The following is a 14,192-nucleotide window of genomic DNA, read 5'->3' as shown; positions in this document are numbered from 1 at the left end:
AGAAAAACATGTCTAAAGTACAGGTTATGGATCATCCGCTGATCCAGCACAAAGTGAATTATATCCGCAGAAAAGAAGTTGGTTCAAAGGAGTTCCGTGAGATTGTTGGGGAGATTGCGGCTCTTATGTGTTATGAGGCAACAAGAGATCTGAAATTACAGGATGTAGAGATCGAGACACCAATCTGTAAGATGGTTGGAAAAGAATTAAGTGGGAAGAAATTGGCAGTTGTACCGATCTTACGTGCAGGACTGGGAATGGTCGATGGAATGCTGAGCATGATCCCGGCTGCAAAAGTAGGTCATATCGGTCTTTACAGAGATCCGGAAACGTATGAACCAGTGGAATATTATTGTAAGCTTCCGGCAGACTGTGATGAGAGGGAAGTATTTGTTGTGGATCCTATGCTGGCAACAGGAGGTTCAAGCGTAGCAGCAATTCAGATGTTGAAGGAAAAAGGTGTGAAACATATTCGTTTCATGTGCATTATAGCAGCTCCGGAAGGCGTAGAACGTATGCAGAAAGAGCATCCGGATGTAGATATTTATATCGGTGCTCTGGATGAAAAACTCAACGAGCATAAGTATATTATTCCGGGACTTGGTGATGCTGGAGATCGTATTTTCGGAACGAAATAGGAGGAAGCAGCAGTGAGTGATAAACGTAAAGACTATATCAACTGGGATGAGTATTTTATGGGAGTAGCAAAGCTATCCGGACTTAGATCCAAAGACCCGAATACTCAGGTTGGGTGCTGTATTGTCAGTCAGGATAATAAGATTTTATCTATGGGATATAATGGACTGCCGAAGGGCTGCTCAGATGATGAGTTCCCGTGGGTGAGAGAAGGAGAAAATCCATTAAAGACAAAATATGTCTATACAGTACACAGTGAACTGAATGCGATTCTGAATTTCCGTGGAGGAAGTCTGGAAGGAGCAAAGCTCTATGTGTCTCTTTTCCCATGTAATGAGTGTGCAAAAGCAATCATTCAAAGTGGAATCAAAGAAGTTATCTACGACTGTAACAAATATGATGGAAGCACAGCTGTACAGGCATCTATGCGTATGTTCGATGCAGCAGGAGTGGCTTATCACCAATACAAGAGATCGGATCGCAAGATAGAGATTGAATTGTAAATTAGATATTCTTAAAAAATCGGCAGAATAGAGAAGCAGATGAGAGGATTTCCGGGAGGAGATCCTCTTTTTTAAATAGAAAAATATGTGGGATAAAAATAGTATGCTATATAAATAATACTGATTTTTAAGATTAAACCTATGAAATGAAACAGTATTTCTGAACAAAAATCAGACGGGGATATTTTAAAATATGTCATATGGTAAGCTTAACAAGGATATATATGAAAATAGAAGGAGGCTTGGATATGTCACAGAGATGTTCGAATTTTATGATAAATTTTCTGATCCGTATGGCAGTCGGGGTGATGTTGATTCTTGTGATAAATGGATTCTTCGTGTCAAAAGAGATTCCGGTAAGGGTGGGGCTGAATCCAATAACAATGGCCGCCTCCGGAACATTAGGAGTCCCGGGGGTTGCCCTGCTATATGGTGTGGCCTTTTATGAGAGCCGGTAAGCAACACTGCAGATAAACCCTTTGGGAGCAAGAATGGAAGTGATTCTCCAGGATGAATATTCGTCCTGGAGGTCTTTTTTATCCGGAGTGACGTAAAATGTACGTTCGGATTCCTTCGTAAGATAAAAAGAAGTGAAAGAAGTTGTCATACCCGTTCCAAGTCCCTTTACGAAGGATTCTTTTAAAGTCCAATAATGGATAAAATGTTTTACACGCTCTTCGTCAGAGTAATCAAGAAATTTTTTAATTTCCTCCGCGTGAAAAAAACGTCCCATCAGCGATTGAAGTCTGACATTTCTGTCAACTTTTTCAATATCAATACCTAGTGGTGTAGAGGTTGACATTGCAAATGCAAGGTAGCCTTCGGTATGAGAAATATTAAAATAAAGATTCCGTCCGATTGCTGGAGAGGCAAGATAGGGTTTGCCATGCCTGGATTCATGCAGGCATACCAGACCTTTGTCAATACACAGATAATAAGAAAGGATTTCTCTGATCATGGCACGCCCGGCACCTGCTTTGTGCAAGTTGCTGTCATCCGGTTCCGGCACATAGATAATGTGTACTTCGCCTGCAGCAGGAAATGAAGGAGTTTTACCTTGTAAATCGCGTAATTTTAAGAATTTGAACTCCATAATATGGACTCCTTTCCAGTGAGATAAAGTCGGTAAGTTTTAAAATTCTATGGATATATTATAACTGTTTCCAGATGATTTTCAATGATTGATAAAAACAAATCTATCTATGTTGCACAAAGTTTTACATTTTCTAAAAAAGGGATAGACAAAAGGGGAAAGCCTGTCTATAATCCAAGACATCTGATTGTTATATTCTAGTTGGCAAGACATAACCATTCAAGTTATTCAAAGTAATTCAATGTTATTCGACCATTTATTCCGGTCATGAATTCCTAAGAAGATAACGAGAGAACACACAAGAAGAGGAGGGATAATATGTGGAGAGCAAAAATCTGGTAATCTGTGATCCAGAGACAAAATTTGCTTCCGCGTTTGCACAGTATCTTACAAGACAGAAAGAATTGGCGGTCCGTGTCAGGACATGCAGTGATCTTTCTTATGTATTGGCTATACAGGAGAAAGAGAAGATCGATTTTCTGTTCATATCTTCGGAGTATCCGGAAGATTCCAGAAAACAGGTAAAAGCCGGTATGGTATTTGTAATCGCACCAGAAAGAGAGGTGGCGTTGGAAAACCGGGAGGTGCCGATCTACAAATACCAGCCGGGAGATCAGATCCTGGCGGAAATGATTCGTCAGTGCAGCATATCAGGAGACGAGAAGCAGATATTTTTAAAGATTACCGGTAAAAAGAACTGCAGAGTAATTGCGGTATATTCTCCGGTGAGAAGAATTGGAAAGACAACCTATGCAATCCGGCTTGGAAGAAAACTGGCAAAGGAGGCAAATGTATTGTATCTGGGAATGGAAACTTACGGTGGAGAAGGTGGACATTTTCCGGAAGGAACACAGACACTGGCAGATGTCCTGTACTATGCAAGGCAGGAACAGAGCAATATCGGAACGGTACTTACAACTATTGTGAGACACTCGGAAAATCTGGATTATATAGTACCGATGCCTGTATCCGAAGACATTAAGGAGATTGACTCGGAAGAGTGGATCAGGCTGATACAGAAAATTATAGAACAAAGTATTTATGAAATCGTGATTCTGGATATGGATGAAGGCGTTCGGGACATTTACCGGGTGCTTCGGATCTGTAATGAGATTCACATGCTTACGATTGATGAGCCGGTCGCAGAGGCGAAGGTGGAGCAGTTCGAGGCAGAACTGGAACTTCTGGGCTACGAGGATGTCAGACGTAAGATCATACGAAAGGAGCAACGCACATGATACAGGCGGAACAGCTTCATGCGAGGATTCTGGAGGAACTGGATCTGTCCAGAGATATTCCGGATGAGGAGCTGACGGAGTTGATTCACCGCGTGCTGGACGAGGCATCCGGCAGAGAATATATACCGCTTGGGAAAAAGGCGGAGCTTGGCAGAGAATTATTTAATGCATTCCGGAAATTTGATCTTCTTCAGGAATTTCTGGAAGATGATAAGATCACGGAGATTATGATTAACGGGACTGAGAATATATTTCTGGAGAAGGAAGGAAAACTGATTAGATCCGGGAAAAGGTTTGTTTCGCGGGAGAAGCTGGAAGATGTCATTCAACAGATTGTTGCAGGATCCAATCGAATCGTAAATGAAGCATCTCCAATCGTGGACGCAAGACTTCCGGACGGGTCGAGAGTAAATGTGGTACTGGGGCCCATCGCTTTAAATGGGCCCATAGTAACCATAAGAAAATTTCCAAAAGAAGCAATTACAATGAAACAGTTGATCCGGTGGGGTTCTATCTGCCGGGAAGTAAAAGAATTTCTGGTAAAGCTTGTTAGGGCAGGCTACAACATATTCATCAGTGGAGGAACCGGATCAGGCAAGACCACATTCCTGAATGCTTTATCGCAATACATACCAAAGGATGAAAGAATCATTACAATTGAGGACAACGCAGAACTACGGATTCTGGATATTCCAAACCTGGTAACTCTTGAGGCGAGATGCGCCAATCTTGAGGGAACAGGTGAGATTACTATACGCGAATTAATTCGGACGGCGCTTCGGATGAGACCAAATCGCATCATTGTCGGGGAAGTTCGCGGAGCCGAAGCAATTGATATGCTGCAGGCACTTAATACCGGTCATGATGGAAGTCTTAGTACCGGTCATGCCAATAGTCCTAAGGATATGCTTTCTAGGCTGGAGAGCATGGTGCTGATGGGAATGGATCTTCCTTTGGGGGCAGTTCAGAGACAGATCGCATCAGGAATCGACATTATTGTGCATCTTGGAAGACTCAGAGATAAAAGCCGTAAAGTACTGGAGGTTTCAGAAATCCTGGATTATCAGGACGGTGAGATTCTGGTGAGTCCACTGTACAGATTCGAAGAGACAGGAGAAAAGGATGGGAAAATTCAGGGAACTTGGAGAAAAATGGACGACCTGGTTCATACACAGAAGTTACTGGCAGCAGGATATAAAGAAGTGTGAATATGTAAAAATGATCTTGAAGGTCATCATGATTGTGACAGGAACGGCATGGATATATTATCGCTCATGGGTGGCAGTTATATTGTTGATTCCGGCAGGCGTGTGGTATTACATACAGCTTCTGGACGAATGCATTAAGCGAAAAGAACAGGAATTTCTAGTACAGTTCAAAGAACTGATACAGACATTTTCCTCTTTACTGAATACAGGATATTCTGTGGAAAATGCAGTGAAAGAGAGCCTGAAAGAGATGCAGGTTTTTTACTCTGATGATGCGGCAATTCTACGTGAGCTGGAAATCATGGTCAGGCAGATCCGGGTACAGGTACCGGTGGAACAGGCAGTAGAAGAACTGTCCGAGAGAACAAAGCTTCCAGATGTGGAAAGCTTTGCCGGAGTCTTTGTCACGGCCAAGAGAAGCGGAGGAAATCTGATGTCTATTATCCGCAATACAGCGAATCAGATTGGAGACAAAATTGATGTAAAACGGGAAATTGATACAATGCTGGCGGCGAAAAAATATGAATTTCAGGTGATGTCGGTCATTCCTTTTGGAATTGTACTTTATATGACTGTCAGTTTTCCGGAATTTATGGGAAATCTTTACGGAAATATAGCAGGAAGAGGAGTGATGACAGGATGTCTGATCATATATTTGGGCGCATACGGGCTTGGACGAAAGATCATCGAGATCGAAGTCTGAGTATCGGGATCATGTTAGTGGTGTTTTCGGTGGGCGTTGCAGCTTTTATCTGGGATTACAATGGTGCCTACAGAAAAAATGTAGAGGAGATCACAAGAAAAACTTATGGCAAAGGGAAGAAGACGGAAGAACTGCGTGTAGAGGGAAAAGACCGGGTATTGGGGGAAATTCCGATCGAAGTAACAGAGCAGGTCTATGGAGAACAGGAAATCAGTCAGGTATTAAAGCAGGCGGTAAAGAAAATAGATTCGTTGATTCTGGCGGAGAATATAAGTCTGGATCATGTGGACCGGGATTTGAATCTTCTGACCGAGATTCCAGGAAAGCCGATCGATGTTACATGGAAGCTTGACCGCTATGATGTGATCAATATTTACGGAAAATTAAAGGAAGATAAGCTTGTAAGTGAAGGGACACCGGTGAAGCTGACAGCCATATTGACGTATCGGGAAGATGTAGAAAAACAGGTACTGTATGAATGTATGGCAATGGTCTATCCACGAATGACCGGAAGTGATGGAGCGTTATTAGAAAAGGTGCGCCGGACAGTGGCAGAAAAAGATCAGGATACCAGAGAATCCGGGACGTTAACATTGCCGAAACAGGTGGACGGACAGGAAATACATTTTTATACGGTAATGAACTGGAGAGGTGCAGTAATTATGGCGGCTGCAGTTGTGATTTCCGTGCTGTTTTTTGCGCTGGACAAGCAGAACGAGATAAAAGAAAAACAGGCAAGACAAAAACAGATGTGTCTGGATTATCCGGAAGTCATCAGTAAGCTGACATTACTTTTAGGAGCAGGAATGACGGTCCGCAAAGCATGGAGAAAGATTGTAAATGATTACGATTCGCGGATAAAGCAGCAAGGGAAGCGTGCAGTTTATGAAGAAATGAAGTATACATGCCGACAGATGGATGGCGGTGTTCCGGAAGCAGAATGTTATGAGAAATTCGGAAGAAGATGCGGGACACAGGAATATATGAGATTTGGTGCATTGCTGTCACAAAACCTGAGAAAAGGTACAAAAGGTCTAAATAACCTGCTTCGGCTGGAAGCAATCCAGTCTTTTGAAGAGCGAAAAGCAAGAGCAAGACGGCTCGGGGAAGAAGCAGGAACAAAGCTGTTACTTCCGATGTTTCTGATGCTGGCAGAGGTGCTTGTGATTGTTGTAGTCCCGGCATTTTTTACCGTACAAATGTAGGCATTGTAAAAATATAAAAATATGTCACAGAAGATATGACGGAATAGAAAAGCGGGTGTAGAGAAGCAAGAATAGAGAAAGCGGGAGGATTAATTATGTGGAGAGTCTGGTATTTAAAACACAGAGTGAGAGAAATATTGGAAAACAAAGACGGAGTCGGAGTTGTGGAAATTATCTTAATTTTGGTCGGAATATTAACCACCTATTATAGGGTGGGTATAAGGTGTATAGAGTAAAAATATGTGGATAAATAAAACGATAAACACATGGAAAGGTGGAAAATGTGTATGAGGTATATGGGAGAAATAGCTAACAGAGAAGTTGTGTTGATTCAATATTATAATGTTTTATTCCATTTAATATTTAGAATTGGCTTAGATGAATATAAGAAAAATATTTTGATCAATCGTATAGATTCTGGAGAAGTACTGCTGATGAAAGACATTTACATATGGTGTGAGCAACATCAGATACCAGTGGATATGAAATTTATATACCGGAAGGATTTTTCGGTAACAGCAAATTTATGGAACTTATATTCGTTTCTCCGATTTCATTTGGAAGTTAAGAAGAAAAGAAGATAATTTTAAGGCGAGTGACCACTTGTAAAATATTACAGAAAATAGCACACACTCTTTTGAAGTGAACCCCTTTTTGGGGTCACTTCATTTTGTTCGGAGGTTCATTTTTGGGGTAGAAAGTTTTTGGCGTAAAAGACATATACTAGTTTGTAGAAAATATATATGAGGTACTGGTATATGAAAAAAATTATCAACTGGCAGATTGCAGGCTTTGCTTTTACTGTTATTATAGGAACGGCTTTTCATTTTCTTTTTATTTGGACAAATGAAAGCATCGTAGCGGCATTTGTTTCCCCAGTGAATGAATCGATATGGGAACACATAAAACTATTGTTTTTTCCCATGCTTGTATATGCTCTCTTTGAATACAGTTTTTGGGGTAAGCAATACGCCAGATTTTGGTGTATAAAACTGAAAGGTATATTAACAGGTATGGCACTAATCCCCACACTATATTACACCTACACGGGTATCATAGGGGAGTCCCTGGATTGGTTTAATATTGTTATTTTTTTTGGAGTGGCAGGATTGGTGTATTTAGTAGAGACAAAAATGTTTCAGGGAAACAAAACGTGCAGAATTCCTTCGGAATATGCCTTTGTAATGCTTAGCATTATCGGCTTTGTATTCTTTGTATTTACCTTTTATCCGCCAGAGATTCCGTTTTTTCAGGATCCTGTCAGTAAAACATATGGTTTTTAATGTTTGTTACAAATTTTAGCGTGTTCTTCTTAATGTTAAGCGTTGTTACTGTATTCGTCAATTCTAATGAATGCATATGGCATCAATGTTCTTCGTGTTCAGCATCTTTTTTCGTGCGATGCACCGTACCATAAGGATGCTGAGGCGGAGCGTAGAGCGAATAGAGTTTTAACGGACAAACTCCTACATTGACGATATTGTGCCACGTACCTGCGGGGATAAGAATTGCAAAATTTTCGTCCACGCACGCCTGTTCTTGCAAATGATTTCGGCAACTACCCATATAAACTTTGGCTTTGCCACTCTCTACTCGAATGAATTGGTCTACGTTGGGGTGCATTTCTACACCGATGTCACCACATGCAGGTATGCACATCAAAGTCAACTGCATATCCTGCCCCGTCCAAAGTGTCGTGCGGAAGTTATGATTCATATTGGTTGCGTGTCTGATATTAAAAATAAACGGTTCAGAGCCGTAGTCACGGATCTTGGGATGTTCACCCAGATTGTAATTTCGCATAACGATACCTCTTACCATAGTGTCAGTATTAGTATATGTGTCTTTCACTCCTTTGGATACAATGTAAGCTGTCATCTTCCATACGATACATACCGAGGAAGATATCCTTAAGCAGGAACTGAGCAAGCTGAGTCGAATGGGGAAGCAGTAATTGGAAATCTACTATTATAAAAAATTAAAGAAGAAAATAATCAAGGCAGTTGGCTGCAATTTGAGTCTACTGCTTTTGTATATATAAAGAAGCTGAAAAAGTACGATAAATGCACAGAAAAAACAGTTTACACAGAGTGCGTATGAGGAAGAACAAGCGTGTGTTAAGGGGTATAGGACAAGGGGCTAAATTTATAGTGGGAATATTAACCCCCTATTATGGGGTGGGTATAGGGTGTATAGAGTAAAAATATGTAGATAAATAGAACTGGATATACAGTGGAAGGTGGAAAATGTGTATGAGGTCAAAGGAAAAAATGACAGAAGAGATTGTGTTGATTAGATATTATAATGTGCTGTTTTATTTGTTTTTTAAGACAGAGATAGATGATTTTAAGAGGCAATGTTTGATAAATAGGGTTGATGCAGGGGAGGCCATGAGGATGAAACAAATTCAAGAATGGTGTCATTGTCATCAGATTGCATTTAAGACTAAATTTGTTTATAGAAAAGATTTCCCGCTTAGAGCTAATTTGTGGAATTTATATTCATATTGCAGATTTCTATTAAATATGAGAAAATTTAGAATAAAGTAAGGAGGTAGAAAATATAAATGTCCCCAACAATAGTATCGGCGTTAATTGCCGCGTTCGCATCAACAGTAGTAGTTGGTGCAAATTATATCCAATATAGGAAAACTAATAAATATCTAAAGGAATTTAATCAAAAAGGACAATCGTTACAATATGTTACAGACAAAAGAATGGACTGGATACATGAAGTGAGAAATGAAATCTCAGAAATGATAGCTTTGATGTTGGAAATGAAAGATAAATATGCTCTTTATAACAAAAAAATTCCTTCAGAAGAGGGAAGAATATTGAATCAGCATTTAATGAAACTAAAGCTTTATCTAAACTTTACAGGAACATTAGATGAAAAAATAATATTAACTATGGATAAATTAGTGATGTTATTATCTGTGAGTGAAGAAAGAGATATGTATGACAATTGGGAAAAACAGTTTGATGACAATATAAAACTTCTTTTGTTTTATTCTCAAATATATTTAAAACTAGAATGGGAGAGAGTTAATTTAGAAGTAAAGAAAGAAGCTGAAAAAACAGAGATAGATCAAGATTTGCAAATTAAGATGAAAGAGTTATTTGACAAACGTATAGAAATAGAGCAAAAAGATAAAATGGGAAAAGAAACTATTCTCCGAGAATTATCATGGTGTAAAAATATTAATAAAGAAAATAAAGAGTCAAAGAGCCAAGTTTTAAACGAAAGTAAGCTTGGTATCAGAATAATGTTTTTAATAGTATTTATAGTTGCTTTATTCACAACTGCGATAGTTTATAGTTTGGCAGAGGAATTTGTTAGAGAGGTAATTTATTTCATAGTCATTGAAATAGGTATTGAGGTTGTCGCAAGTCATTATCAAAGGAAAAAGGTATTTTTAAAGAATAGTGGACAACCATTTAATGCTGAATATTTTGAAATGTATCAAAGCTGTATTTTAGGTTATTTAAAATTTGGTTTATTAACATACGGTATAGTGTTTTCACTATTGTACAGATTTATAAAAAAATTTATTTTACTGGGAAGTTATAATAAACTCGGAAATATGCTTGTTCCATTTGTGATTTCTCTTATCGTGACATTTGTTGTTGTGATTTGTATTTTAGTAAAATATCAAAAGTTTCAAGAGAATGTAACTTTTTTTGAATTGTATAAGAAAAGAAGAAAAAACTTTACTAGAGAATTTTCACAAGAAGAGAAACTAATTATTTGTAAAAATATTACTAAATAGTAAAAGGTATATTTGGAAATTACAATAATTAAATTCCAAGCGAGAAAGAGGGCGTTAGCTCTCTTTCTCGTTTGGATTATATGTTGAAATGATGTTTTCTATGAATAAATCAATTATTGTTTGGATAGGGTATCCGGTATTTTGAATAAAATCCAATAAATAGTTATTTAGATTAATTAGACAAGAACAATCGGAAGTATAATTTAAACCTATTTTTTCAAAAATAGATTTGATTATGAGATCGTCCTCTATACCAGCAATTAATGCCTTCAAATATTGTTCTTTTATATATTTAGCATTCATTGAAGGGTGTTCAATATTATATCCAGCAGAAATAATAACATTTTGATAATCTAATCCATTTTTAATTAAAGAGCCAATGTTATTGTCTAATATATATTTTAACCCAGATTGAGTTTCTTTTGGATTGTCTCCTGGATCGGGACAGAAAATAGGACAATTTTGCTTTTGAGCGAACTCAATTGTATGCATAGATCCACTTTTTCTTTCACATTCCATTGCTACAGTTACTTTGGAAAGTCCAACAATAAGACGATTTCTATTGACGAATCTAAACTTATCAGGTTTTGTTCCAACAGGGTATTCGGAAAGTAATGTTCCATCACATAACAATATTTTTTCAGCCAATTTTCTATTAGAGGCAGGATAGATCATATCGAGACCATGGGCAAGAACAGCAATTGTTTTACCACCCTCAGCTAAACATGCTATATGTGCTAATCGATCAACTCCAGCAGCTAAACCAGATATGATTGCAAATCCTTCATTTACCCATTGGGGGATTAAATAATTAATAGCATTGAAGCCAAAGCGGGTAGGTTTTCTTGTTCCAATGCAAGCGATAGCCTTTTCGAAATTTCTATTAGGATTTGCACCCTTATAATATACAATGGCAGGAGGATTATCCATGCTCATAAGATTATGAGGATAATTCATTGTTGCGTATAAGGCAGTATGGATTTCGTTTTGCTTATTAATTTGTAAAATAGTTTCGGCAGCTTCTAATGCATTAAGAAGGGAAGAATGATCTTCAAAGATATTTTTGTACTCTAACCATTCTATATTAGTAAGAAAAATATCGGTATTCCCCTCAAATAAATGGATTATAAAATCAGAGTCATATTCAGTTATTGCTTTTAGAAGTAATTCATTTTTAATACCTAATTTATATAGAGCAATATAATATTTTTCCACAGTTAATACTTCCTATTCTAATATAATATTATGAATTAAAAATTTCATATAATTCTGAAACTTCGTCTTTAGCCGTATCATTATAACTAAGAGATTTAATACTGGAATTAATCATATTGTAAGTATAACCAATATTATAGACATCTCCGTTAATTGCATAATCTCTTTTTTGAAATGGCTTTCCGAAGTTTCCTAAAGAGACAAAGATGATTTTGTTAGCTCCTAACTGTTTCAGTAAATTTCGGACGGCGTTAAAAGAATTTCCATGTGTCATATAGTCATCAAATATACAAACATTAAATTTTCCTGATTTCCGTAAAGTATTGATTTTATTTTTGAAATCAGGATTGATACATAGAGTTTTGAATTCTTCTACAGCGCCCATTATAGCACGCTGATCAGTCGAATATGATAAGTGAGCTTTCTGTTTGGGATTTTTTCTTAATAATAAGTTTTCGCCGTATATTAGTTTGCGAGGAATATGTTTGCCTTTTATAATTCTTGTTTGACGCATAAAACCGAAGATATCCTTGTTTAAGGAGCAATCAGAGGAAGGTATCATTCCAAACAATTCAATATCATCAAATAATTTGCTGTTCGTCATTCCCGCAAGAAAATGGTACAAAAGGATATCGTAGTAATTTCTACTTTGACCAAATTTTAATAATTGCTCAAAATGCTCTACCATGTCACGTTCATTTTCTGTTTTTGCTTTATATTTATATCTACCATCCATTAGTGATAAAGCAGTCACATTTGGTTCTATTTCTACTTGTGCATACCAATTTTCGTGGTTATTCAGTGCGCGTATAAATTTAAAAAGTTGTTCAGGGGTATCAACATGTACACCGTAAAATTCGGCTTTTTCTTCTACTGGTATCCATGTAGGAACAATAAAAAGAGAGCGTGTATGTACAGCCATGTGAAAGTCTACTTCTTTACCGCCTATAAATACAAATAAATTATTATGATGACGATTTTGCATAACGAAGTCACGTGCTTTTTCACGTAACCGGAACTTGAAATTCGGATAGCCTTTTTGAGGAGAAAAGTATTCTTTAGCAGAATCGAGTAATTTCTGGTCACGACTAATAAAATAGATATGGTTTTCCTCATCTGAACATAAGTCATTTGCATAATTTAAAAATTGATTACGTGTTCTATGAAGAATTGTATTATCATTTCCGTCAAAAGTTTTTTTTAATAAATCGAGATTACAAAACAGTATCTTTTCCATAGTGTTCCTCCGAGCATTAATAAGTAATTTTATATTATCATAAACAATAGGATTTGAAAATGACAATTATGTAGATCATAGAGAAGCTTACATTTCTACTGGAAAAAGAGCACATATTTATTCAAATCCAATTGTTAGGGAATTTGAACTATAGTATAATTGGTTTAATAAGTTTAAAATTGGATGAGGGAAAAATGAACGAAGTTAGAATACCAAATAATAAAGAAATAAGCATTGTTAAATCAAAGATCAATCAAAGATTTAATAACCAGCAAGATCAAACGAGTTGTGTCTTATGTGGAAAAGAATTAAAAAATCAATCTAAATCTTTTCATAAATCACATACAGTGCCATTTTTTTGTCTTGAGAATATAAAGGGACTTTATAAAAAAAATTATAATGTTTTGAAAGCGGAATATGTAGGTTTAAGAACCCCTTTTTCTGATAAAGAATACGTTGGAACGAATAAAGCAGGTGTATTTTATTCGATATGCTCAAAATGTGATCAAGAAAAATTTAAGATTTATGAAAGTGAAAAAGCACTATTAACTATGAAACCGGAAGAGATAGTGGATTCTTTGGCGCTAAAAATATACTTGAATGAACTTTTTAATTCAAGGTTGAGAAGTTTCAAAAATACTTTAAATCATTCAGAGTTAACAGATGATCAGATAATAGTTTCTTTTTTTGATAGTATTGGGAATACAGAGGAACCAACCGTTGAAGTTGATATAAGAGATTTTCAAGAAAATTTAGATTTTGCTAAAAGAAGTTTTGAGAACGGGTATGGAAATTATAAAATTATTTATCACAACATTTTAGATTATACGGTGCCCATTGCTGCACAGGTTTCAATTCCTATATCGCATAATGTTGATTTTACAAAGTTGCAAAATGTGAATGTGCTGAATCATAAAACACTTGAAGATTTGTTGATATGTATTTTCCCATTGAAAAATAAATCAGTAATTACTGTTTTTTATAAAACAGGTGATCGATTAATGAAAAAATATGCTAAGCAATTCCAAAAATTAAGCGAAGAAGAAAAACTAAGGGAAATATTCTATTTGCTGATTAGATATAAAGCATCAAATTACTTTTTCTCACCTTTAATAAAGGACGTTTTGGTGGATGAAAATATTAGAGGTGTGTGTAGCATTGAAGATACAGCTGTTAAATTGGGAAATTTTATTATGAATTTAGCTAATTTTGAAGATCAAAATTGGAAACAGAATTTACCCTCAATATTATCAGAAGAATATTCTATTCAACGATTATTGCAGAAGAAATCTTCGGAAAAATGATATTTTACTAGGAATTTAGGGAAAAATGTATGTTATGATAAACATAATCTGTATTGGAATAGGAGAGGTCTTTGTAGCTAT

General features: G+C 36.7%; 15 protein-coding genes. 11 read left to right on the top strand and 4 right to left on the bottom strand.

Annotated features, from left to right (window positions below):
* Positions 1-8: 8 nt before the first annotated feature.
* The 3 genes from upp (at position 9) to G593_RS0102370 (ending at position 1,597) form a co-directional block, all read left to right on the top strand.
* The gene (upp, locus tag G593_RS0102380; RefSeq protein ID WP_029730612.1) at positions 9-638 is read left to right on the top strand and encodes a uracil phosphoribosyltransferase; all 630 of its coding nucleotides are present in this window, start codon (positions 9-11) and stop codon (positions 636-638) included.
* Between the two features lie 12 nt (positions 639-650).
* Positions 651-1,139, top strand: a complete 489-nt coding sequence (locus G593_RS0102375) for a deoxycytidylate deaminase (protein WP_005341865.1) — start codon at positions 651-653, stop codon at positions 1,137-1,139.
* A 248-nt stretch (positions 1,140-1,387) separates the two neighbouring features.
* On the top strand, positions 1,388-1,597 hold the full coding sequence (locus G593_RS0102370; protein WP_005341864.1) for a pro-sigmaK processing inhibitor BofA family protein: 210 nt from the start codon (positions 1,388-1,390) through the stop codon (positions 1,595-1,597).
* Here the strand turns inward: G593_RS0102370 and G593_RS0102365 are convergent.
* Positions 1,582-2,232 (bottom strand): 4'-phosphopantetheinyl transferase family protein, encoded by a 651-nt coding sequence (locus G593_RS0102365; protein ID WP_029730611.1) that lies wholly within the window; start codon positions 2,230-2,232, stop codon positions 1,582-1,584. The genes G593_RS0102370 and G593_RS0102365 overlap by 16 nt on opposite strands.
* A gap of 320 nt (positions 2,233-2,552) precedes the next feature.
* On the opposite strand from G593_RS0102365, the gene G593_RS0102360 reads away from it, so the two are divergent.
* The 6 genes from G593_RS0102360 to G593_RS0102330 all read left to right on the top strand — a co-directional run bounded on the left by G593_RS0102360 (position 2,553) and on the right by G593_RS0102330 (position 7,869).
* The gene (locus G593_RS0102360; protein ID WP_029730610.1) at positions 2,553-3,470 is read left to right on the top strand and encodes a hypothetical protein; all 918 of its coding nucleotides are present in this window, start codon (positions 2,553-2,555) and stop codon (positions 3,468-3,470) included.
* Positions 3,467-4,678: a CpaF family protein gene (locus tag G593_RS0102355; RefSeq protein ID WP_005335003.1), complete on the top strand. Its 1,212-nt coding sequence runs from the start codon at positions 3,467-3,469 to the stop codon at positions 4,676-4,678. The genes G593_RS0102360 and G593_RS0102355 overlap by 4 nt, the downstream gene beginning before the upstream one ends.
* On the top strand, positions 4,593-5,381 hold the full coding sequence (locus G593_RS0102350) for a type II secretion system F family protein (RefSeq protein WP_044993927.1): 789 nt from the start codon (positions 4,593-4,595) through the stop codon (positions 5,379-5,381). The genes G593_RS0102355 and G593_RS0102350 overlap by 86 nt, the downstream gene beginning before the upstream one ends.
* Positions 5,318-6,586 carry a hypothetical protein gene (locus tag G593_RS0102345; RefSeq protein ID WP_242827016.1) on the top strand — a complete coding sequence of 423 codons (1,269 nt, stop codon included), beginning with the start codon at positions 5,318-5,320 and terminating at the stop codon, positions 6,584-6,586. The genes G593_RS0102350 and G593_RS0102345 overlap by 64 nt, the downstream gene beginning before the upstream one ends.
* Positions 6,587-6,873: 287 nt before the next feature.
* Positions 6,874-7,170: a hypothetical protein gene (locus G593_RS0102335; RefSeq protein ID WP_029730607.1), complete on the top strand. Its 297-nt coding sequence runs from the start codon at positions 6,874-6,876 to the stop codon at positions 7,168-7,170.
* A 159-nt stretch (positions 7,171-7,329) separates the two neighbouring features.
* Entirely contained in the window at positions 7,330-7,869 is a 540-nt protein-coding gene (locus G593_RS0102330) for a DUF6512 family protein (protein ID WP_255348520.1), read from the top strand.
* A gap of 82 nt (positions 7,870-7,951) precedes the next feature.
* Here G593_RS0102330 and G593_RS0102325 read toward each other — a convergent pair whose 3' ends face one another.
* Complete coding sequence (locus tag G593_RS0102325; RefSeq protein WP_044993925.1) at positions 7,952-8,389, bottom strand: cupin domain-containing protein; 438 nt, start codon at positions 8,387-8,389, stop codon at positions 7,952-7,954.
* Positions 8,390-9,152: 763 nt separating this feature from the next.
* On the opposite strand from G593_RS0102325, the gene G593_RS0102315 reads away from it, so the two are divergent.
* Positions 9,153-10,355, top strand: a complete 1,203-nt coding sequence (locus G593_RS0102315; RefSeq protein ID WP_029730603.1) for a hypothetical protein — start codon at positions 9,153-9,155, stop codon at positions 10,353-10,355.
* 54 nt (positions 10,356-10,409) lie between these two features.
* Here the strand turns inward: G593_RS0102315 and G593_RS0102310 are convergent, their stop codons facing one another.
* Entirely contained in the window at positions 10,410-11,570 is a 1,161-nt protein-coding gene (locus G593_RS0102310) for a DNA-processing protein DprA (RefSeq protein WP_029730602.1), read from the bottom strand.
* A 28-nt stretch (positions 11,571-11,598) separates the two neighbouring features.
* Positions 11,599-12,807: a phosphoribosyltransferase gene (locus G593_RS0102305; RefSeq protein ID WP_029730601.1), complete on the bottom strand. Its 1,209-nt coding sequence runs from the start codon at positions 12,805-12,807 to the stop codon at positions 11,599-11,601.
* Positions 12,808-13,001: 194 nt separating this feature from the next.
* Between G593_RS0102305 and G593_RS0102300 the strand changes: the two genes are divergently transcribed.
* On the top strand, positions 13,002-14,111 hold the full coding sequence (locus G593_RS0102300) for a hypothetical protein (protein WP_029730600.1): 1,110 nt from the start codon (positions 13,002-13,004) through the stop codon (positions 14,109-14,111).
* The last annotated feature ends 81 nt before the right edge of the window (positions 14,112-14,192 follow it).

Origin of the sequence: Dorea sp. AGR2135, assembly GCF_000420885.1 — a bacterium.
In the GTDB taxonomy this organism is placed as follows: domain Bacteria; phylum Bacillota; class Clostridia; order Lachnospirales; family Lachnospiraceae; genus Dorea; species Dorea formicigenerans.
The sequence above is the reverse complement of the archived record's forward strand: the minus strand, read 5'-3'. Positions and strand labels throughout refer to the sequence as shown.